General features: G+C 64.4%; 20 protein-coding genes. 16 read left to right on the forward strand and 4 right to left on the reverse strand.

All coding sequences use genetic code 11. The features are described 5' to 3' along the window. Window positions 1-41 precede the first annotated feature (41 nt). Together rnc and lepB are read right to left on the reverse strand one after the other, a co-directional pair. Window positions 42-713, reverse strand: a complete 672-nt coding sequence (rnc, locus tag PF049_07855; protein ID WBY15532.1) for a ribonuclease III — start codon at window positions 711-713, stop codon at window positions 42-44. Continuing rightward, window positions 710-1,552 (reverse strand): signal peptidase I, encoded by an 843-nt coding sequence (gene lepB / locus PF049_07860; protein WBY15533.1) that lies wholly within the window; start codon window positions 1,550-1,552, stop codon window positions 710-712. Before lepB ends, rnc begins: the two co-directional genes overlap by 4 nt. Before the next feature lie 53 nt (window positions 1,553-1,605). On the opposite strand from lepB, the gene pgi reads away from it, so the two are divergent. From pgi to PF049_07930, 14 genes are all read left to right on the forward strand, one after another. Beyond that, a complete protein-coding gene (gene pgi / locus PF049_07865; protein ID WBY15534.1) occupies window positions 1,606-3,147 on the forward strand; it encodes a glucose-6-phosphate isomerase in 1,542 nt (513 codons plus the stop codon). A 234-nt stretch (window positions 3,148-3,381) separates the two neighbouring features. After that, on the forward strand, window positions 3,382-4,806 hold the full coding sequence (locus PF049_07870; GenBank protein ID WBY15535.1) for a DEAD/DEAH box helicase: 1,425 nt from the start codon (window positions 3,382-3,384) through the stop codon (window positions 4,804-4,806). Between the two features lie 89 nt (window positions 4,807-4,895). Next, window positions 4,896-6,245: a glutathione-disulfide reductase gene (gorA, locus tag PF049_07875; protein WBY15536.1), complete on the forward strand. Its 1,350-nt coding sequence runs from the start codon at window positions 4,896-4,898 to the stop codon at window positions 6,243-6,245. Window positions 6,246-6,287: 42 nt separating this feature from the next. Then, a complete protein-coding gene (locus tag PF049_07880) occupies window positions 6,288-7,196 on the forward strand; it encodes a hypothetical protein (protein WBY15537.1) in 909 nt (302 codons plus the stop codon). 81 nt (window positions 7,197-7,277) lie between these two features. Continuing rightward, a complete protein-coding gene (locus PF049_07885; GenBank protein ID WBY15538.1) occupies window positions 7,278-8,810 on the forward strand; it encodes an acyl-CoA carboxylase subunit beta in 1,533 nt (510 codons plus the stop codon). 264 nt (window positions 8,811-9,074) lie between these two features. Beyond that, entirely contained in the window at window positions 9,075-9,512 is a 438-nt protein-coding gene (mce, locus tag PF049_07890) for a methylmalonyl-CoA epimerase (protein ID WBY15539.1), read from the forward strand. Between the two features lie 109 nt (window positions 9,513-9,621). Then, entirely contained in the window at window positions 9,622-11,850 is a 2,229-nt protein-coding gene (scpA, locus tag PF049_07895) for a methylmalonyl-CoA mutase (GenBank protein WBY15540.1), read from the forward strand. Then, window positions 11,847-12,215 carry a hypothetical protein gene (locus PF049_07900; GenBank protein ID WBY15541.1) on the forward strand — a complete coding sequence of 123 codons (369 nt, stop codon included), beginning with the start codon at window positions 11,847-11,849 and terminating at the stop codon, window positions 12,213-12,215. The genes scpA and PF049_07900 overlap by 4 nt, the downstream gene beginning before the upstream one ends. A 25-nt stretch (window positions 12,216-12,240) precedes the next feature. Further along, window positions 12,241-13,263: a biotin synthase BioB gene (gene bioB, locus PF049_07905; GenBank protein ID WBY15542.1), complete on the forward strand. Its 1,023-nt coding sequence runs from the start codon at window positions 12,241-12,243 to the stop codon at window positions 13,261-13,263. Continuing rightward, window positions 13,260-14,120, forward strand: a complete 861-nt coding sequence (locus tag PF049_07910; protein ID WBY15543.1) for an alpha/beta hydrolase-fold protein — start codon at window positions 13,260-13,262, stop codon at window positions 14,118-14,120. Before bioB ends, PF049_07910 begins: the two co-directional genes overlap by 4 nt. Continuing rightward, the gene (locus PF049_07915) at window positions 14,120-14,947 is read left to right on the forward strand and encodes a DUF3445 domain-containing protein (protein WBY15544.1); all 828 of its coding nucleotides are present in this window, start codon (window positions 14,120-14,122) and stop codon (window positions 14,945-14,947) included. Before PF049_07910 ends, PF049_07915 begins: the two co-directional genes overlap by 1 nt. Then, window positions 14,944-15,318: a DUF1311 domain-containing protein gene (locus tag PF049_07920; GenBank protein ID WBY15545.1), complete on the forward strand. Its 375-nt coding sequence runs from the start codon at window positions 14,944-14,946 to the stop codon at window positions 15,316-15,318. Before PF049_07915 ends, PF049_07920 begins: the two co-directional genes overlap by 4 nt. A gap of 44 nt (window positions 15,319-15,362) precedes the next feature. Continuing rightward, entirely contained in the window at window positions 15,363-17,399 is a 2,037-nt protein-coding gene (locus tag PF049_07925) for an acetyl/propionyl/methylcrotonyl-CoA carboxylase subunit alpha (protein ID WBY15546.1), read from the forward strand. Next, a complete protein-coding gene (locus PF049_07930) occupies window positions 17,400-17,771 on the forward strand; it encodes a tRNA-binding protein (GenBank protein ID WBY15547.1) in 372 nt (123 codons plus the stop codon). It begins immediately after the preceding gene. Window positions 17,772-17,775: 4 nt separating this feature from the next. Here the strand turns inward: PF049_07930 and aroB are convergent, their stop codons facing one another. Both aroB and PF049_07940 read right to left on the reverse strand, forming a co-directional pair. Next, window positions 17,776-18,885, reverse strand: a complete 1,110-nt coding sequence (aroB, locus tag PF049_07935) for a 3-dehydroquinate synthase (protein WBY15548.1) — start codon at window positions 18,883-18,885, stop codon at window positions 17,776-17,778. Continuing rightward, entirely contained in the window at window positions 18,876-19,445 is a 570-nt protein-coding gene (locus tag PF049_07940) for a shikimate kinase (protein ID WBY15549.1), read from the reverse strand. Before PF049_07940 ends, aroB begins: the two co-directional genes overlap by 10 nt. Before the next feature lie 71 nt (window positions 19,446-19,516). Here PF049_07940 and PF049_07945 point away from each other — a divergent pair, with 71 nt between their 5' ends. Together PF049_07945 and PF049_07950 are read left to right on the forward strand one after the other, a co-directional pair. Further along, window positions 19,517-19,666 carry a hypothetical protein gene (locus PF049_07945; protein ID WBY15550.1) on the forward strand — a complete coding sequence of 50 codons (150 nt, stop codon included), beginning with the start codon at window positions 19,517-19,519 and terminating at the stop codon, window positions 19,664-19,666. Further along, complete coding sequence (locus tag PF049_07950; protein ID WBY15551.1) at window positions 19,663-21,597, forward strand: hypothetical protein; 1,935 nt, start codon at window positions 19,663-19,665, stop codon at window positions 21,595-21,597. Before PF049_07945 ends, PF049_07950 begins: the two co-directional genes overlap by 4 nt. Window positions 21,598-21,644 lie beyond the last annotated feature (47 nt).

Genomic DNA, 21,644 nt, shown 5'->3' on the forward strand with positions numbered 1-21,644 from the left:
GGCCTCGATGCCGGTGCCGGATAGGCTGCTGTCGTTCTTACTCAACCGTATGTCTCCATGAAGGCTTTTGCCGCGGCGGTTTCCGCTTCGCGCTTGCTGTTTTCCGTCGCCTCTGCCTGACCGACCTTGTGCACCGTCACACGTACGGTGAAGCGCAGCGAGTGGTCGGGGCCGGAACGGTCGACGAGTTCGTATTCGGGCGTCCGATACCCGCTGCCCGCGGCCCATTCCTGCAGCGCGCTCTTGGGATGTTTCGAGCGGCCTGTATCGCCTTCCACCTGGCTGGCCCAAAGCGTGCGGATCAGGTCGCGCGTTGCATCGAATCCGGCGTCGAGGAAATTCGCGCCGAGCAGCGATTCCATCACGTCGCCAAGGACATTTACGCTTTTCGCCGCGCCGTCCTCGCGAGCCTGCTTGCCCAGCCGGATATGGTCGCTGGCGCCCAGCTGGGCGGCCACCGCGGCGCAATTGGCCTTGCTGACCAGGGCGTTCAGGCGCTGGGCCAGTTGGCCTTCTGCACCGGGATTGCGGACGAACAGCCAGTCGGCGATCGTCAGGCCCAGCACGCGGTCGCCAAGGAATTCGAGGCGCTGGTAATCGCGCTTCTCGCCAAGGCTGCCGTGGGTGAGCGCGGCGATCCAGCGCGCCTCGTCCTGCACGGTGAAGTGGTTGGCGGTCAGCCAGTCACGGGTTTCGGGGGCAAGCTGGTTCATAACCCGTCCCCCATACGCTGCCAGCGCGTGGCCGGAAACCATGAACCGGGGCGCAGCCATTCCGCGCCGCCATCGGTCGAGAACACGATGCGTTCCGCGCGGCCCACCAGCAGGGCCTGCGGGACCAGGCCGACCCCGCCGCCGGCCTCGGGCGTAAAGCGGCTGTCCTGCGAATTGTCGCGGTTGTCGCCCAGCAGGAACATCGCCCCATCAGGCACGCGGACCGGGCCGTAATCGTCCTGCGGCGTGGCGCCGAAATCGAGCACTTCGTAACTGCGTCCGCCGGGCAGGCTCTCGCGGAAACGCTTGTAGCTGCAGAAGACGCGGCCCGTGCCGTCATCCTCTCGCGAGGCGCCCCATGCACAGCCGGTATTGGCGGAGACAGCGACCTTCAGGTCCGGGAGCTTATTCAGCGGCAGGATTTCGCCGTTCAGGATAACCTCTCCGCCTTGCAGTTCCACCACGTCGCCGGGCAGGCCGATGGCGCGCTTAACGTAGTCGCTGCCGTCGACCGGGTGCTTGAATATCACGATGTCCCCGCGCTCGGGCGCGGATGCGAACCAGCGGCCGGGGATGAGGTCAATATCGAAGGGCAGCGAATTGCTGGTATAGCCATAGGGCCACTTGCTGGCGATCAGGTAATCGCCGTTCATCAGGCGCGGCAGCATGCTTTCGCTCGGAATGTTGAAAAGCGAGAACGCGAAGCTGCGAAACGCCAGCGCGGCCAGCGCGACCAGCAGGATGAAGCGCAGGAAACTGCCCGCGGTTTCCCCGTCGGCAGACTTGCCGTTTTCCGCTTCCCGCGCAGTCGTATTCGCGTCTTGTGCCTTTTCAACCATTGGCCGCTTCCCTAGGCGAGCAGGAGAAAGCGGCAAGAGGAAAGACGTTCACGATGGCAAGCGATATCCAGCAGGCATGGCAGCAGATCGAACAGGTGGAAACGCCTACGCTTGAGGCCCTTTTCGCTGCCGACGCCGACCGGGTGGCCAGCTTGTCCGGCAGGATCGACTGGGGGGAGGGGCTGGATGCCGGCGGTATCCTGTTCGACTGGTCGAAAACCCATCTCTCCGCCGAATTGCTGACCGCGTTCGAGGCGCTGGCCGGGGCGCGCGATTTTCCCGCCATGCGCGAGGCGCTGCTGACAGGCGCGAAGATCAACGTGACCGAAGGCCGCGCGGCCGAGCATACCGCACCGCGCGGGACGGGCGCCGATGCCAGCGTGGAAGAGGCCCATGCCCTTCTGGCGCGGATGAAAATGCTGGTCGATGCGATACACCAGGGCGCCCTGGGCGAGGTGAAGCACCTGATCCACGTGGGCATCGGGGGCAGCGCGCTGGGTCCGGCGCTGGCCGTCGATGCCCTGACGCGCGACCTGTCGCTGGTCGACGTCCATGTCGTCTCGAATATCGACGGCGTGGCGCTGGAGGAGGCGTTTGCCGCCTGCGATCCCCAGACGACGATGGTCGCCGTAGCCAGCAAAACCTTCACCACGATCGAGACCATGACCAATGCCGAAAGCGTGCTGAAATGGCTGCGCGATGGCGGTGTGGACGATCCTTCCGGCCGGGTGGTTGCGCTGACCGCCAACCCGGAAAAAGCCGTCGAATGGGGCGTAGACGAAACCCGCGTGCTGCCCTTCATGGAAACGGTCGGCGGGCGCTACTCGCTCTGGTCCAGCATCGGATTTCCCGTCGCCATCGCCGCCGGATGGGACGAGTTCGAGGCTATGCTGGCAGGCGCTGCGGCCGTCGACGCGCATTTCGCCAGTGCGGAAGGGCGCGAGAACCTGTGCCTGCGCGCCGCCTTCGCCGACCAGTATTACAGCCGCGTGCGGGGATGCCAGACCCGCGCCGTCTTCGCCTATGACGAGCGGCTGGGCCTGTTTCCCGACTACCTCCAGCAACTGGAGATGGAATCGAACGGCAAGCGCGTGACGAGCGCGGGCGATCCGGTCGATGGCCCGACATCGCCGATTACGTGGGGCGGGGTGGGGACCGATGCCCAGCATGCGGTCTTCCAGCTTCTGCACCAGGGTACGCATCTGGTTCCGGTGGACTTCATCGCCAGCATCGCGCCGGGAGATGAACTCGACCCGGCCCATCACCGCATCCTGCTGACCAATTGCTTTGCACAAGGTGCCGCGCTGATGGCGGGCGGCAACATGGCAGCAGACGGCAAGGACCCCGCACGCGCCTTCCCCGGCGACCGCCCGAGCGCGACCATGCTGTGCGACTATCTCGACGCGGCGACGCTGGGCGCTCTTATCGCCTTCCACGAGCATCGGACCTTCGCCAATGCCGTGCTGCTGGGCATCAACCCCTTCGACCAGTTCGGCGTCGAGCTGGGCAAGAAGATGGCGAACGATATCGAAGACGGGGAAGCGGAGTTCGATGCCAGCACCATGGCCTTGCTGGAGGCATCGGGTCTTTCCTGAGATGGGCCGGACGGTCGCTTTCGATTGACTTTGTGCGCCGCAGCATCCATCTGCATGTCATCGAGACGCCCGCCAGCGTGAAGCGGCGGGAGTGAGACAGCTCCATCGCCCCGGCAGCGCCTCGGTCCTTTTCTTAGAAGCTTCCCTATTCACGCGGGTCGTTTTGACACCCGCGCCGCGCCCGGAATCCGTTCCGAGAGCGCGCCGCATATCTTGCGAGTTCGAAACACACACATGACAACCCAAACCGACCAGACCACGTTCAACGATCTGGGTCTTTCGCAGCCTGTCCGGCAGGCTCTCGACCTGAAGGGGTATTCCAACCCCACGCCGATCCAGGCGCAATCCATTCCCCATCTCCTCGAAGGGCGCGACCTGCTGGGTATCGCCCAGACGGGCACCGGCAAGACCGCGGCCTTCATGCTGCCCAGCATCGACAATCTGCGCGAGGCGGACAACCGCACGCCGTTCAAGTCGTGCCGGATGCTCGTGCTGGCACCGACGCGCGAACTGGCCGGCCAGATTGCCGACAGCGCGAAGGATTACGGCGCGATGGCGGGCCTGAAAGTGCACTCGATCGTCGGCGGCACTTCGGTCAACAAGGACCGGAACAAGCTGCACCGCGGGACCGACATCCTGGTTGCAACACCCGGCCGCCTGCTCGACCTGATCGACCAGAAGGCGTTCAATCTCGGCAGCGTGGAAATCCTCGTTCTGGACGAAGCGGACCAGATGCTGGACCTCGGCTTCATCCACGCGCTTCGGCGCATCGTGCCGATGCTGCCGGACGATCGCCAGACCTTGCTGTTCAGCGCCACCATGCCGGGTTCTATCAAGGAATTGTCGAAGAATTACCTGACCGATCCCGTCCATGTCAGCGTGACCCCCGCGGCCACTACGGCAGAGCGGATCGAGCAGTATCTCCTGATGGTCCAGCAGGACGAGAAACAGGCGCTGCTGCAGATGATCCTGCAAGGGCGGTACGACACGCCCGGCGAACTGGAACGCGTGCTGGTCTTCGCCCGCACGAAGCACGGCTGCGACCGGATCGTGAAGAAGCTGGCGCAGGCCAATATCGAGGCGAATGCCATCCACGGCAACAAGAGCCAGCCGCAGCGCCAGCGTGCGCTCAACGACTTCAAGTCGGCCAAGGTACCCGTGCTGGTCGCAACCGATGTCGCCGCGCGCGGGATCGATATTCCGGGCGTCAGCCACGTGATCAATTACGAGCTGCCCAATGTGCCGGAACAATATGTCCACCGCATCGGCCGCACCGCGCGGGCGGGCAAGGACGGGATCGCGATTGCGTTCTGCGCGGAGGACGAGCGCTCCTACCTGAAGGACATCAACAAGAGCACCGATGCCGAGTTCGAACGCCTGCCGTTGCCGGAAAATTTCCGCGCGGTGGTGGAAGGTGTCGGCCCGACCAAGCCTGCGCCCAAGCAGCAGCGCGGCAGGGTTCAGGCCAAACCGCGCGCCGGTGCGCCCAAGCGCAAGCACCCCTCGCGCGCAGGCAAGCCGAACCGGGGCCAGGGCGGCAGCGGTGAAGGCGGCGGACAGGGCCGGCCCGGTGGTGGCGGCGGACGCAATCGTCGTCGGCGCAGCGGGGGCGGCAACGGTGGTGGCGGCGGGGGCGGAAACCGCAACCGCCAGGGTTGATTGCCCGGCCTCTGCGGAAACTCCTGCGGCGCCGATGGTTGGCAAGGGACAGCTGTCCCGCCATATCGCGGCGACAACAGGAGATTTTCATGGCCGACTACGATTACGACCTTTTCACGATAGGCGCGGGCTCCGGCGGGGTTCGCGCCTCTCGTGTTTCTGCCGCGCATGGGGCGAAGGTCGCGATTGCCGAGGAATTCCGGGTCGGCGGCACCTGCGTGATCCGGGGCTGCGTGCCCAAGAAGATGCTGGTCTACGGCGCGCATTTTGCGGAAGACCTGGAAGACTGCCAGAAATTCGGCTGGGAAATCGGTGACGCCAAGTTCGACTGGATCAAGCTGCGCGATAACGTGCTGGCCGATGTCGACAGGCTGGAAGGCGCCTATACCGACACGCTCGAAAGCCACGAGGTCGATATCTTCAAGGAACGCGCCCGGATAACGGGTGACCATGAAATCACGCTGGAAAGCGGCAAGACTGTCACCGCGAAACATATCCTCATCGCGACCGGCGCCCATCCCCGAATGCCAGAATGCCAGGGCGCGGACCTGGCGATCAGCTCCAACGATGCCTTCCATCTCGATGAGCTGCCGAAGAAGATCATCATTGCCGGCGGCGGCTACATCGCGAACGAGTTCGCCGGCATCTTCAACGAATTCGGCACCAAGGTGACCATCGTCAATCGCGGCGACCAGATCCTGCGCGGCTATGACGAGAGCGTGCGCGACCGCCTGCTGCAAATCTCGATGACGAAGGGCATCCAGTTCCGGTTCAACACGGTATTCGAATACATCAAGGAATGCCCCGACGGCGGCTATTTCGTGAAGCTGAGCGATTGCGAGGAAGAGCATGTCGACCTTGTCATGTTCGCTGTGGGCCGCGTGCCGAACACGAAGGATCTCGGCCTGGATAGCGTCGGCGTGGAGCTGGGCGACAATGGCGAGGTGAAGGTCGACGAGTTCAGCAAGACCAATATCGATTACATCTATGCCGTCGGCGACGTCACCGACCGGGTGCAGCTGACGCCAATCGCCATTCGCGAGGGGCAAGCCTTTGCCGACAGCGTCTTCGGCGACAGCGAACCCTATGCGGTCGATCATGGCTGCATCCCAAGTGCCGTGTTCAGCCATCCGCCCATCGCCTCTGTCGGCATGACCGAGGGCGAGGCGAAGAACACGCTGGGCGGTGTAAAGGTCTACCAGTCCGATTTCCGGCCGATGAAGAACGTGCTGGCCGGACGCAACGAGCGCAGCCTGTTCAAGATGGTCTGCGATGCCGCCGACGACCGGATCGTGGGCATACACATGATCGCGCCCGAAGCGCCGGAAATGATGCAGGCCGCCGCCATTGCGGTGAAGGCGGGACTGACCAAGGCGGACTTCGACGCGACCACGGCCATCCATCCGACCATGGCGGAAGAACTGGTGCTGATGCGCTGAGGGTTCAGGGGCGATACAGGCGGGGCGGACAAACTGCCCGAAGTGATCCGCCGTCTCGCCCCCGTCGCCATCGCGCTCGCGCTCGCGCTGTCATCCTGTTCTCCAGGCACCGGCAGCGAGACCGACCCTGCGCCGGAGACTGAAGAGGCAGGAGGCGCCGGTTTCGCCACCCAGATTGATCCGCCGCTTCCCGACTATGCGCGCCTGATCGAGGCACGGCCGGAAATCGCCGCGCGCAATGTTTTCATAGAGCCATCAGGAGAGCCTCCGCCGGATGCGAAATCGATCGGCGATCTGTGGATCAAGCGGCTGGAATCGCGCGATGCGCTAGACGGTATCGGTTTCAGCGAAGCAGGCTCCGAAGCGTTTGCGCGCCTGCTCGACACCCGAATGTCGCGCCGGGATTTCGACGCCTGGGTGAAAGCGAATGGCTGGGACGTTCCGCGGCACATCGCTTTCCACTTCATCGACGCGCTTTCCTTTCCGGATGTGACTGCCGAGGCGCGGTCACGCATTCGTTACTGGCCGGCGCAATCGGGCCGCACGGGGATGCAGAAGATGGCGGCGTGGCACGGGAAGGTATTCGTGCGCGACGGCTGTTTCTTCGTGCGCAAATATGACGGCTCGGAATCGCTTGCATGGTTTCTCGCGGAAACCGGGCTCGACGTCGATGACGAGGGGTTTCTCGTGCTGAGGGACCGGCGGACAGGCTGGATCGTGGCCCGCGTCGGGGAGAAGATGACATGGGCCGGGCCGAATGCCCTGAAGATTACGCCGAGCCAGAAAGCGGAGCTCTACGCCGCCTGCGGAAAACATCCCGTAGCAAGCGTCGGCAATCCGGAATCGGAGGAAAGCGTCATGGTGCGATACCCGCATGTGCGCGAGCCCATGCCGCCGCATCCCGCAACACCGCCCACTCCGTCATCGCCTGCGGCACCTGCATCGGATTGACGCTGCGCCGCGCATCCGGCAACGCCTTTCGCGAAACGATAATACGCCGGGGCGCGCGCCATGCCCCCCCAGGGAGAGCACATGTCCGCCAACATCGCCGAAATGGAACGCCGCCGCGAAGCTGCCCAAATGGGTGGCGGCCAGAAGCGCATCGACGCGCAGCATGCGAAGGGCAAGCTGACCGCGCGCGAGCGGCTCGACGTGCTGCTGGACGAGGGCAGCTTCGAAGAGCTCGATACCTATGTCGAACATGACTGCACCGATTTCGGGATGCAGGACCAGAAGATTCCCGGCGACGGTGTCGTCACCGGCAGCGGCACGATCAATGGCCGGCTGGTTTATGTCTTCAGCCAGGATTTCACCGTGTTCGGTGGCTCGCTGTCGAAACGCCATGCGGAGAAGATCTGCAAGGTCATGGACACCGCGATGAAGGTCGGCGCGCCGGTCATCGGCCTCAACGATTCCGGCGGCGCGCGCATCCAGGAAGGTGTCGCCTCGCTCGGCGGCTATGCCGAGGTGTTCCAGCGCAATGTTCTCGCCAGCGGCGTCGTCCCGCAACTCAGCGTCATCATGGGACCGTGCGCTGGCGGCGCGGTGTACAGCCCGGCCATGACCGACTTCATCTTCATGGTGGAAGACAGCTCCTACATGTTTGTCACCGGGCCGGACGTGGTAAAGACGGTGACCAACGAGGAGGTGACGCAGGAGGAACTGGGCGGTGCGAAGACGCATACTACCAAGACCAGCGTCGCCGACAATGCCTTCGAGAACGATATCGAGGCGCTGCTCGCAACGCGCAATTTCTTCGACTATCTGCCGCTCAGCAATCGCGAGGAGGTGCCCGAACGCCCGACCGCCGACGCTTGGGACCGCGAGGAGCATAGTCTCGACACGCTGATCCCGGCAAATGCCAACCAGCCTTACGACATGCACGAGGTTATCCGTAAGACTCTGGACGAGGGCGACTTCTTCGAAATCCAGCCGAACCACGCCGCCAACATTATCTGCGGCTTCGGCCGGGTCGAAGGGCGCACGGTGGGCGTGGTGGCGAACCAGCCGATGGTCCTCGCCGGCGTGCTCGACATCAATTCGTCGAAGAAAGCCGCGCGCTTCGTGCGCTTCTGCGACGCCTTCGAAATCCCGATCCTGACCTTCGTCGACGTGCCCGGCTTCCTTCCCGGCACCGCGCAGGAGCACAACGGCATCATCAAGCACGGCGCGAAGCTGCTGTTCGCCTATGCCGAGGCGACCGTGCCCAAGATCACCGTCATCACACGCAAGGCCTATGGCGGCGCATACGACGTGATGGCGTCCAAGCACCTGCGCGGCGACCTCAACTACGCTTGGCCCACCGCCGAAATCGCCGTGATGGGCGCAAAGGGCGCGGTGGAGATCATCTTCCGATCAGAGCGCGACGATCCCGACAAGATCGCCGAGAAGACCAAGGAATACGAAGACCGCTTCGCCAACCCCTTCGTGGCCGCACAGCGCGGCTATATCGACGAAGTGATCTACCCGCACTCGACCCGCAAGCGGATCGCACTGGGGCTACGCAAGCTGCGGACGAAGCAGCTCGAGAACCCGTGGAAGAAGCATGACAATATTCCTTTGTAATTGATCTATGGAATGGGTCTGGGCCTCTTGCGCTGCTCTCTGGACGCTGGGCGTTGCTACACTTGCGAAGTGGGCTTGGTTCGCCCGCGCCCGCTGGAGCGCCCAAGGTTTCGTTGACAACGGTTTGGGGACCCGAATTGTGTTGAGGGACAATCCCCGATCATTCGCGATCATGTTGTTAAGCATGCGCGCGTTAGCCATCGTCGGCGCTTTGTTCGCCGTGTTTGGCCTGGCCATTACTCTTGGGTGGATCTGGAAAGCACTATGAAACTCGGCCGTCTCAATCATATCGGCATCGCGACGCCCTCGATTGCGGAATCGCTGCGCTTTTATCGCGACGTCATGGGCGCGACGATCAGCCATGAGCCGTTCGACCTCGAGGAGCAGGGGGTGAAGGTCTGCTTCGTCGACACGCCCGGCCACGACGGCACCAACGGCACGCAGATCGAGCTGATCGAGCCGCTGGGTGAGGGCTCCACGCTGACCGGCTTCCTCGCCAAGAACCCGGCGGGCGGGCAGCATCATGTCTGCTACGAGGTCGAGGATATCGAGGATGCCCGCAAGTGGTTCGAGGGGCTGGGCAAGCGCATTCTCGGCCCCACGCGCATCGGCGCGCACGGCACGCCGATCTTCTTCCTCCACCCCAAGGACATGATGGGCCAGCTGACCGAGATCATGGAAACGCCGAAAGACGGGCATTGATTGCTCCCCCATCGTTGGCCCGGACTTGATCCGGGCCAATGCTTTCTTCAATCCGGCGCTCTGGTAAGCTGGACCCCGGATCGAGTCCGGGGTGACGAGAGATTTCGAGATGACCGACAAGACCCCGACCTACGACGACTGGAAAGCCCTTGCCGACAAGGAGGTGAAGGGCCGCGACCTTACCTGGCACACGCCCGAAGGCATTGCCGTCAAGCCGCTCTACACCAGCGAGGATACGGCGGATCTCGACCCCGGCGTGCCCGGTATCGCGCCGTTCACGCGCGGGCCCTATGCCTCGATGTACACCGGCCGTCCGTGGACTATCCGCCAGTATGCTGGCTTCTCCACCGCCGAGGAATCGAACGCTTTCTACCGCCGCAACCTCGCCGCCGGGCAGAAGGGCCTGTCGGTCGCCTTCGACCTCGCCACGCACCGCGGTTACGACAGCGACCATCCGCGCGTGGTCGGCGATGTCGGCAAGGCGGGCGTCGCGATCGACACTGTGTGCGACATGGAGATCCTGTTCGACCAGATCCCGCTCGACACCATGAGCGTCAGCATGACGATGAACGGCGCGGTGATCCCCGTGCTGGCTTTCTACATCGTCGCGGCAGAGCGGCAGGGGGTGAGCCAGGACAAGCTCGCCGGGACCATCCAGAACGACATCCTCAAGGAGTTCATGGTCCGCAACACCTATATCTACCCGCCCGAACCGAGCATGCGGATCGTCTCCGACATCATCGCATATACCTCGGCCAACATGCCGAAATTCAACAGCATTTCGATTTCGGGCTATCACATGCACGAAGCCGGGGCGACCGCGGTGCAGGAACTCGCCTTCACCATCGCCGACGGCAAGGAATACGCCAAGCGCGCGATGGAAGCGGGGCTCGATATCGATGCCTTCGCGCCGCGCCTGTCCTTCTTCTGGGGCATCGGCATGAACTTCTTCATGGAGATCGCCAAGATGCGCGCCGCGCGCGCGTTGTGGCACGATGTCATGGAAGGGCTGGGCGCGCAGAACCCCAAGTCGAAGATGCTGCGCACCCACTGCCAGACGAGCGGTGTGAGCTTGCAGGAGCAGGACCCCTACAACAACGTCATCCGCACCACGATCGAGGCGATGGCGGCGGTGCTGGGCGGCACGCAGTCGCTCCACACCAATGCGCTGGACGAGGCGATTGCGCTGCCGACCGACTTCTCCGCCCGCATCGCGCGCAACACGCAGCTGGTTATCCAGGAAGAGACCGGCATAACCAATGTCGCCGATCCGCTGGGCGGCAGCTATTACATCGAAAGCCTCACTGCCGCGCTGGTGGACGAGGCGAAGAAGATGCTCGACGAGGTCGAGGCGGCGGGCGGCATGACCGAATATGTCGCCAGCGGCAAACCCAAGGCGCAGATCGAGCAGGCGGCCGCTGCCAAGCAGGCCAGCGTCGACCGGGGTGAGACCGTGATCGTCGGCGTCAACAAGTATCGCCGTGACAAGGAAGACGAGATCGACACCCTCGATATCGACAACCACGCCGTGCGCCAGAGCCAGATCGAACGGTTGAAAACGGTGCGCGAAGGCCGCGACGAGGCCGCTTGCCAGGCGGCGCTGGAGGCGTTGCGCGCGGGTGCTTCGACAGGCTCAGCACGAGCGGACTTAGGGCCCGGAGACGACACCACATCCGCTCAGCCTGAGCTTGTCGAAGGCCCCGGGGCAAACCTCCTCGAACTCGCCGTGGAAGCCGCGCGCCACGATGCGACTCTCGGCGAGATCAGCCAGGCGATGGAAGATGCCTACGGACGCTACGACACGCTGCCCACCCCGGTGCGCGGCGTGTTCGCCGAAGCCTATGGCGACGATGATCGCTACGCACAGGTCGTCGAGGGCGTGAAGGCGGTCGAGCGGCGGCTGGGCCACAAGCCGAAGCTGATGGTCGCCAAGATGGGCCAAGACGGGCACGACCGCGGCGCCAATGTGATCGCCAGCGCCTTTGCCGACATGGGCTTCGACGTGCTATCCGGTCCGCTGTTCCAGACGCCGCAGGAAACCCGCGACATGGCCTTGGCGGAAGACGTGGACGCCATCGGCGCGAGCAGCCTTGCGGCGGGCCACAAGACGCTGATCCCCGAACTGATCGGATTATTGAAGGACGCGGACCGCGGTGACATCAAGGTCATCGCCGGCGGCGTGATCCCGCAGAAGGACTACGATTTCCTGCGCGATGCCGGGGTGCAGGGCATTTACGGCCCGGGCAGCAACGTGGTCGAATGCGCGGCGGATGTATTGCGCCTGCTTGGCCATAATATGCCGCCTGCCGGTGAGGATCTTGACGAGGCGGCGGAGTGATTGCTTCTCTCATCCTTGCGTTGGCCGCTTCGGCAACACCCGATCAGCAAAATACACAGTGCGCCGTCACTGCCCCTATTCGTGATCCCGAGGTGTGCGAGCCGCTTCTCGAGATTGGTGAAGTCACCATCTACAACATCGAGAGCGTCGCGGTGGGGACTTTCGACCAGATGCGTGAGTTCAGACAAGATATTGCGCACTGCCGGCTCGCGAGCCGCATTGACGGAGTCGATAGCCGAATAGCGGTGTACGATATCATTAATGCCGATAAGAATGGACGGGCCTGCGTAATAAAGTGGATCGACACAAACGCTCCCGAACTCAAATTCTCAGAAGAAAAGCTAAATTCCTACTTCATCCCCTAACTTACTCTTACAACCGGAATTGCTGTTGACCCAAATCCGCACCGACTGGACCCGCGACGAAATCGCGGACCTCTTCGACCTTCCCTTCACGGAGCTGCTCTTCCGCGCAGCCACCGTCCACCGTGAATATCATCCGCCCGAGCAGGTCCAGCTCTGCACGCTGCTGTCGATCAAGACCGGCGGGTGTCCGGAGGACTGCGGCTATTGCTCGCAGTCGGTGAAGGCCGACAGCGGGGTCGAGGCGACCAAGCTGATGGACGTGCAGCGCGTTCTGCAATCCGCCGCGCAGGCAAAGGATGCGGGCAGTCAGCGCTTCTGCATGGGCGCGGCGTGGCGCAACCCCAAGGACCGCGACATGCCCGCTATCGTCGAGATCGTGAAGGGCGTGCGCGACATGGGGCTGGAGACCTGCATGACGCTGGGCATGCTGACGCCGAAACAGGCGGATATGCTGAAGGAAGCGGGCCTCGATTACTACAACCACAATGTCGACACGGGCCCCGAATATTACGAGCGCGTAATCTCGACCCGCAATTACCAGGACCGGCTCGACACGCTGCAGAACGTGCGCGATTCGGGCATCAATGTGTGCAGTGGCGGGATCGTGGGCATGGGCGAAACGCGCGAGGACCGGGTGGGCTTCGTCCACACGCTCGCCACGCTCGAACGCCATCCCGAAAGCGTGCCGGTCAACGCGCTGGTGCCGGTCAAGGGCACTGTTCTGGGTGACATGCTGGCCGATACGCCGCTCGCCAAGATCGACGATATCGAATTCGTCCGCACCGTGGCGGTGGCGCGCATCTGTATGCCCATGAGCATGGTGCGCCTCTCGGCAGGCCGCGAGTCGATGTCCGAAGCCACGCAGGCGCTGTGCTTCCTCGCCGGTGCGAACTCGATCTTCACCGGCGACAAGCTGCTGACCGCGCCCAATGCGGGCGATGACAGCGACGGGGCGCTGTTCGCGAAGCTGGGCCTGACCCCGCTGGTGCAGGAAGAGCCCATGCGCGCCTCTGCCCCTGCCTGCATGGCGAGCGAGCCCGCCGAGTGATCGGCATCCTTCCTGCCACGGCACTGGCCGTCGCCTCTCCGGTCCAGCCCGGGCCGGTAGAGGCCATTCCCGAGCCGATCACCATCGGCGAAGCATACAGCTTCGATGCGCTGGACGCGGCGCGGCAGGTGAACGTGATCCTCCCGCCAGCTTACGAGGCAGAGCCTGATCGGACCTGGCCGGTCATCTACATGCTGGATGGCGGCATGGAGCAGGACATTGCCATGGGGATCGGCATTGCGCGCTGGAACGCGATGTGGGGACGCAGCGCCGATGCCATCATCGTGGGGCTGGAAACGAAGGACAGGCAGCGCGAATTGCTGCCTGCGACACAGGATGCCGCAGAGGCCGCCCGGTACCCGGGCGCTGGTGAAAGCGACCGGTTCCGCCAGTGGATCGCGCAGCAGGTGAAGCCGCTCATCGAAAGCCGGTATCGGCATAACGGGACCGCTGTCCTCGTGGGCGAAAGCGCGGCCGGTCATTTCGTCATGGAGACGTGGGCGGATGCGCCGGGGCTGTTCGACGGATACGCCGCGATCTCGCCAAGCCTGCAATGGAATGGGGAAAACCTGAGCCGGCGCCTCGCAAAGGCCGGTGCCTCGCCGCGCCCGAGGCTTTACCTCTCGCTTGCGGACGAGGGCGGGGCGACCGAGACGGGCATGGAACGCGCGCTTGCCGCGATGGGGGAGGGACAGGCCTACTGCTTCTCCGACCGCCGCGAAGACCTGCGCCATGCAACCAGCCTGCACGGCCTCCTGCCCGAAGCGCTGCAATATCTGCTGCCGACGGAGGCGGACTGGCTGGAGGAATATGGACTGACCCTACGCTGCGATCGGCAGGGGCAGGCCGCCGACTGATGCCGCGGACGCCGCGCGGTTCGATGCCGGCTCTGGGGTTCGACGTCCCCTCGTTGCTCGGCAAGGCGCGCAGCGGCGGGGCGCTGAAGATCGGGCTGTCGAAGCTCGACGAACGCGATTGGTTCCAGCCCCGGCCCGACCGCGCAGCGCGTGCCGCCGCATTCGCAGAGTTTCCTAGCGGCATACAAATGACCTCCGAAGCGGCTCGGCCGGGAGCAGAGCTCGCCGGGATGCTGGGTATCACAGGCGGCCTCGCCGAAGCGGCGGCAAGCAGGCACGAGGATATTTGCCTGCTGACCCGCAGGGAAGGCGAGGAGGTCTATCGCCTTATCGGGACTGCCGTGGCTTGGCCTTCGGACTGGCTACCGTGCGAGAAGATGGGGCTACCAATGCGGGGGCTGCACGCCCCGATCCATGGCTATGAAGACCAGCTCGCGTCCGGCGTCGACCGGTTCATGGACAGGCTGAAGCCCGGCGCAATCTATGGCCGCAGCAACTGGTTTATCGCTGCAACAGGGGCGATGCGCTGGGTGGCGGAGCCGCCGGACATCGCCTTTGCCGATGCGACCCCGGCCAATGCGGGAGGAACACTTTTCGTCCGTTCGGAGCGGCAGACCCTGCGGCGCCTGCCGGAAACGGGCGCAATCCTGTTCACGATCGGCATCTATGTCCAGCCGCTCGGCGCGCTCCCCGGTGCCTCGCTTCGTTGGCTGGCAGACGCCGCTCGCGCCATACCTCCGGGGGAAAGGGAGCGGAGAGGGATCGGGGCTTACCTTCCGGCGCTAATCGGCTATGCGGAAAGCCGCGGAGAGGAGAGAGCGCGATGATGATCATGGCCCTGATATTGCTGCAAGGCGCAGCGACGCTGGATTGCGGCAACGCGATGACCCAGACGGACATGAACCGGTGCGCTGCCCGTGAATTCGACCGCGCCGACCGCGCCCTGAACGTGCAGTGGACACGCACCGCGGAGGAAATGCGCCGGCGCGATGCCACGGCATTTCGCGACGGGCGACCCGGCTATTTCCAGACCCTGCTTGAATCGCAGAGAGCCTGGCTGAATTATCGCGATACGCAGTGCCGGGTGGAGGGATATTACGCGCGCGGAGGGTCGCTTGAACCGCTGCTGGTCGCCACATGCAAGACGCAGCTGACCCAGGAACGCACGCAAACCCTGCGCGATCTCGTTACCCAGTAAATCCGGCCTGTCCGCCGCCAATTCACGCCATTAGAGGCCACTTCATGTTCAAGAAAATCCTGATTGCCAATCGCGGCGAAATTGCATGCCGAGTCATCACGACCGCGCGGCGCATGGGCATTGCCACGGTCGCCGTCTATTCCGACGCCGATGCGCGCGCGCCCTTCGTGCGGATGGCGGACGAGGCCGTGCATATTGGCCCGGCCGCAGCTGCGGAAAGTTACCTGGTCGCGGACAAGATCATCGAAGCCTGCAAGCAGACCGGGGCCGAGGCTGTGCATCCGGGCTATGGCTTCCTGTCCGAACGTGCCAGCTTCGTGGAGGCGCTGGAGAAGGAAAACATCGCGTTCATCGGCCCGCCGGCCGGGGCCATCGCCGCCATGGGCGACAAGATCGAATCCAAGCGGCTGGCCAAGGATGCCGGCGTCAACACCGTGCCGGGTTCGCCCGATGCTATCGACACCACGGAAGAGGCCCTGAAATGGGCCAATGACATCGGCTATCCGGTGATGATGAAAGCCAGCGCCGGGGGCGGGGGCAAGGGCATGCGCCTCGCCTGGAACGACACCGACGTGAAGGAAGGCTTCGAGGCGACGAAGCGGGAAGGCCTCAATTCGTTCGGCGACGACCGCGTCTTCATCGAGAAATTCATCGAGGACCCGCGCCATATCGAAATCCAGATCCTGGGCGACAAGCACGGGACCATCCTTTATCTCAACGAACGCGAATGCAGCATCCAGCGGCGTCACCAGAAGGTGGTCGAAGAAGCCCCGTCGCCCTTCGTCACCGAAAAGATGCGAAAGGCGATGGGCGAGCAGTCCGTGGCGCTGGCGCGGGCGGTCGATTACCATTCCGCAGGCACGGTCGAACTGATCGTCAGCGGCGCGGACAAGTCGGGCGAAAGTTTCTACTTCCTGGAAATGAATACCCGCCTGCAGGTCGAACATCCGGTGACCGAGGCGATTACCGGCATCGACCTTGTCGAGCAGATGATCCGCGTGGCCGCCGGCGAGAAGCTGGAGATGACGCAGGCCGATATCGGTATCGACGGGTGGTCGATCGAAAACCGCGTCTATGCCGAAGACCCGTATCGCGGCTTCCTGCCCAGCACCGGGCGCCTTGTCGAATACGACCCGCCACTGGAAGGCTGGACCGACGACGGCAGGGCCAACGGGCGGCGCGGTGTCGATGGCGTAAGGATCGACGACGGCGTCTACGAGGGCGGCGAAGTCTCGATGTTCTACGATCCGATGATTGCCAAGCTGGTGACATGGGGAGAGACGCGCGACGAGGCCGCAGACCTTCAGGTGCAGGCGCTCGATGCTTTTCGCATCGAAGGGCTGGGCCACAATGTCGATTTCCTCTCCGCGCTGATGCAGCATCCGCGTTTCCGCTCGGGCGAATTGACGACAGGCTTCATCGCCGAAGAATATCCCGACGGGTTCGAGGGCGCGGCTGCTTCAGAGGACCTGAAGCGCGGGCTTGCCGCCGTGGGCGGCGTGATCGCTGCCGCCGATGCCGACCGTGCGCGCCGGATCGACCAGCAACTCAGCGGACCGCTTTATGCGCCGGGGGACTGGGCCGTCCGCATCGGTGAACGCGCTGAGGGGGCGAGCGATTTTGCCGTGCAGCTGGGCGAGGAAGACATTCGCGTCGACGACACGCCCGTCGATCTCAGTTTCGACTACACGCCGGGCGACCGGATGATCGCGGTCGAACTGGACGGTGAGCTGCTGGGCATTCAGCTGGAGCCGACGCGGACGGGCTATCGCATGACGACGCGCGGGGCCACGCACACGCTGCGCATCCTGCCCCAGCGCCTCGCCCACCTGACGCAGCACATGATCGAAAAGGTTCCGCCGGACCTTTCGAAGATGCTGATCTGCCCCATGCCCGGCCTGCTCGTGAAACTGCATGTCGAAGAGGGCGAGCAGGTCCAGCCGGGCCAGCCCCTGGCCACGGTCGAGGCAATGAAAATGGAGAACATCCTGCGCGCCGAGAAGGAAGGCACGATTGCCAGCATCAATGCGGAAGAAGGCGAAAGCCTGGCGGTCGATGCTGTGATCCTGGAGCTGGAATAGATGCATCTGAACCATGCCCCGGATGCGCCTGCTGCGGACGAAACGGATTTCGCCACCTTCCTGAAGGCCGATATCCGTGCTGGCACGATCCTGTCGGCGGACGAGTTTCCGGAGGCCCGCAAGCCGTCCTACCGCCTGCTGATCGATTTCGGCCCCGCCATCGGCCGCAAGAAAAGCTGCGCCCAGATCGTCGCCAATTACGCGCGCGAAGATCTGGTCGGGCGGCAAATAGCGGCGGTCGTCAATTTCCCACCGCGCCAGATCGGTCCTGCCATGTCGGAAGTGCTGACGCTCGGCTTTGCGGACGATAAGGGCGATGTCGTGCTCTTTGAGCCCGACCAGACGGTGCCTGACGGTTCACGGCTTTTCTAGGGGGTCAGTGCGCTTGCAACTGTTCCGACAGGAACGCGGCGATATCGGTCACGGCAACGTCCCGCGCGAGATAGGCCTCGCCGATTCCCTTCAGCAGGATGAAGGGCAGGGTGCCTGCATCCATCTTCTTGTCGTGCATCATGTGGCCGGCCAGTGCCTCGCCGGAGCAGGAAAGGCCCAGCGCCGCTATTTCGGACGGCAGGCCGGCGGCAGACACAGCCTTTGCGATGCGCGACGCATCATCCTGTGTCAATTCGCCGCGCCGGGCGGAATAACGCGCTGCAAGCACCATGCCCAGTGCGACAGCCTCGCCGTGCAGGAGCCGGTTGGAAAATCCCGTTTCCGCTTCCAGTGCGTGGCCGAATGTGTGGCCCAGGTTCAGCAGCGCCCGCGCACCGCTCGTCTCGCGCTCGTCCTCGGCGACGATCCTTGCCTTCGCCGCGACACTCCGCGCGACGGCTTCTTCCAGTTGCGCGCCGTCATGCGCCAGTACGGATTGCCCATGCCGATCCAGCCAATCGAAGAATTCGGCATCGCCAAGTACGCCGTATTTCAGAACCTCGGCATAGCCTGCGCGCATCTCCCGCGCCGGCAGCGTCGACAGGCAGTCGGTATCGGCGAGGACCAGCGAGGGCTGGTGGAATGCACCGACCAGATTCTTGCCCGCGGCTGTATTGATGGCCGTTTTGCCGCCGACCGAGCTGTCGACCTGCGACAGGAGAGTGGTGGGCAATTGCACGAAACCGCAGCCGCGTTTCAGGATCGCGCAGGCGAACCCGGTCAGGTCGCCGACCACCCCGCCGCCAAGCGCCAGCACGTGATCCCCGCGCTCGACCCCCTGTTCCAATAGCCAGTCGATCAGGGTTTCCAGTCCGGTCCAGCTTTTCGAACCCTCGCCGGGCGTGACGAGGTAGAGCGCGGTGGTCTTTCCTGCATCTGCAAGCGAGGCAGTCAGGCTGTCGCCATGGGCGTCCCATGCGTTGCGGTCGGCCACGACGGGCATGGTGTCCTTGCGAAGGTACGGCGCTGCCAGAGAGCCGGTTTGGGCAAGCAGGCCGGGGCCGACCCTGACTTCGTAACTGCGGCCACCCAGGCCCACGGGAATTACAGCCATCTGTCGATCGCCTCCAGTATGCGCATTGCGGTCTGCTGGTGCGGGCCGTTCTCGCTCACGATCCTGACCTGCGCCTCGGCATATAATGGCGCGCGCTGCGCATGGAGGCGCGTGAGGATTTCTTTGGGATCGCCATTTTTTAGCAGGGGCCGGGTCTTGCGGCGTCCGGTGCGTTCGACCAGCGTATCGATATCGCAATCGATCCACACGGCGATCGCCTGTTCCAGGATGAGGCTGCGCGTCTCATCGTCCACGAACGCACCGCCGCCTGTTGCAATCACCCCGCGCCGTTCCTCGATCAGCCGGGCGATGACCCGCCGCTCGCCATCGCGGAAGACCGCCTCGCCATAGGTTTCGAAGATTTCCGCGATCGAGCGCTGGGCCGCGTCCTCGATCTCGCTGTCGGCATCGACGAAGTCGCGCTGGATCATGTCGGCCAGCTTCCGGCCGACGGTCGATTTGCCAACGCCCATCAGGCCGACGAGCACGACCGGCCGATCGATCCGGTGGGCGATCCGGGCAATATCGTCGGTTTGTGCGGATGCTGGCTGCGTATCCATTGCCGCTTCGCCTAGAGATAGGCTAGGGCCGTGGCAACCACGGGCGCAGGCCGCCTGCAAGAGAGTGTAAGGTGACAGGTTTGACGATGGGTTTGCGAAAGACCGGGCTGGTCGTGGTCGCGGCATTGCTGGCGGTCCTCGCATGGGCCTGGTGGGACGGGGGCGAACGTCCGCTGGAACCGGTCGTCCAGCCGGTCGACATGCCGGAGGGCTGGCAATGAAGCGCGCGCTGCTGGCCGGTACGGGCGCGCTCGCCCTCGGTTCGACGTTCCTTGTCGGAGCTTTCGCCGCAGCGCAGGGAACCCCTGAAAGCCTGCTGCCGCCCGGTTTCGAGGATCCGGCTCCTGCACCGGCGCCCGCGCCGCGGCCGTCTCCCGCTGCATCGCCGCGACCGGCTCCTGCACCGGCACCGACATCCGCTCCACCGTCGCAGGGCACGCCGGTTGTGCAGCCGATACCGCAGGGCGGTTCGTCGGCGTCGGCGTCGTCGTCGTCATCTTCATCGTCATCTTCGTCGTCATCTTCGTCGTCCTCTTCCAGCCGGTCTTCATCCTCGTTGCCGAGCGGGCTGCCGTCACTTGCCGAACTCGAGGCCTTGGAGACGGACGAACTCGATGCGCTGCTGGGCCTTCGTCCCCGCACCGACATCCCCCCGGCCGCGCGTCGCTCGCTGGGTCAGGTCGGCGTCATCGGCGAGAGCGAGGGCGGACTGCCTTCAGCCTCGCTTGCCCGCCAGCCGGCATCGCTGGTGCAGGCAGCGCTGTCCGCCACCGAGGGGCCGCTGGTGTCTCGCTGGGGGCACATCATGCTGCGCCGGGTGCTCTCGAGCCGGCTGGCTGCGCCGGAAGGCATGGACCCCGTTACCTTTGCCGCCCTGCGCGCGCAGGTACTCAATCGCATGGGCGAACATGCCGCCGCGCGCGCCGTTGTGCAGGACATCGACACCGAGGACTGGAACGGTTCGCTCGCCGGGGCTGCAATCAACGCCTATGTCGGCACTTCGGACATTGTCGGCATCTGCCCGCTCGCGCGCTATCGCGGAGACATTCAGGAAGGCGAGCGCTGGCAATTGCTGCGCTCCATCTGCGCTTCCTTCGCCGGGGAAACGTCGCGGGCACGCCGGGATATCGGGCGCCTTCGCTCAAGCGGAGACGTTCCCGTCATCGATGCGCTTCTGGCGCAGCGCTATGCCGGCGCGGCCGGAGAAGGGCGCAGCGCGGTCAACCTGGAATGGGACGAGGTCGACGAACTGACGCCGTGGCGATTCTCCATGGCCAATGCGCTCGGCGCGGAAATCCCTGAAAACCTGTTGTCCGACGCCGATCCCTATTACCAGCGCATCGCTGCCGTGATGCCTATGCTGGGCTTCGACCAGCGCATTCCCGCTGCCAATCTGGCCGCGCGCGAGGGTATCCTGTCGAGCGAGGCACTGGTCGATCTTTATTCGCAGTATTACGCCTTGTCCGGCCGCGAGGGCGAGATCGGGGAAGACGCTCTTCGCCTGCGTGTCGCCTATGTCCACCAGGACCCGGCCCAGCGCATCGAAGCGATCCGTACCCTGTGGGGCAATGCGCAGGCCGCTCCGGATTACGGGCGTCAGGTTCTCACCGCCTACGCCGCGGCCCGCATCCCGGCCGACGAAGATTTCGAGGAACAGGCCGCGGACCTGATCGCCTCGATGTTGGCGGCCGGGCTCGACCGCGATGCCATGCAATGGGCCGGCGTCGTGTCCGAAGGGGGCGAGAGCTGGGCCCTGCTGGCGCTGGCGCAGGAACGCCGTGCGAACCCGGTCGACGATGGCGCGGTCGATACGTTCATCAGCGACGACGAGAGCAGCGGGCAGCGCAAGTCCGGCTTCCTCGTCGCCGGGCTCGCCGGACTTGGCCGATTGGACCAGGACGCGGCGGAAGGGTTCAACGAAGACCTCGGCCTTCGGCTCGGGCGTCAGACGAAGTGGAGCGAGGCCATCACGCAGGCGGGCGAGGCGGGCAATGCCGCGCTCGTTGCACTGCTCGCGGGGCTCGGAATGCAGGGCGATGGCTGGGACAAGATGACCCCGCGCCATCTCTACTTCATCGTCCGCGCACTGGACAGGTCGGGCCTGTCGGCCGAGGCCCGCATGATTGCAGCCGAAGCCGTCGCCCGTGGCTAGGTTTCCCTTCGGGCCTGCGGCCGCAAGGACGTGACGCCGGCTGCACC

This window comes from Erythrobacteraceae bacterium WH01K (assembly GCA_027941995.1).
In the GTDB taxonomy this organism is placed as follows: domain Bacteria; phylum Pseudomonadota; class Alphaproteobacteria; order Sphingomonadales; family Sphingomonadaceae; genus CAJXSN01.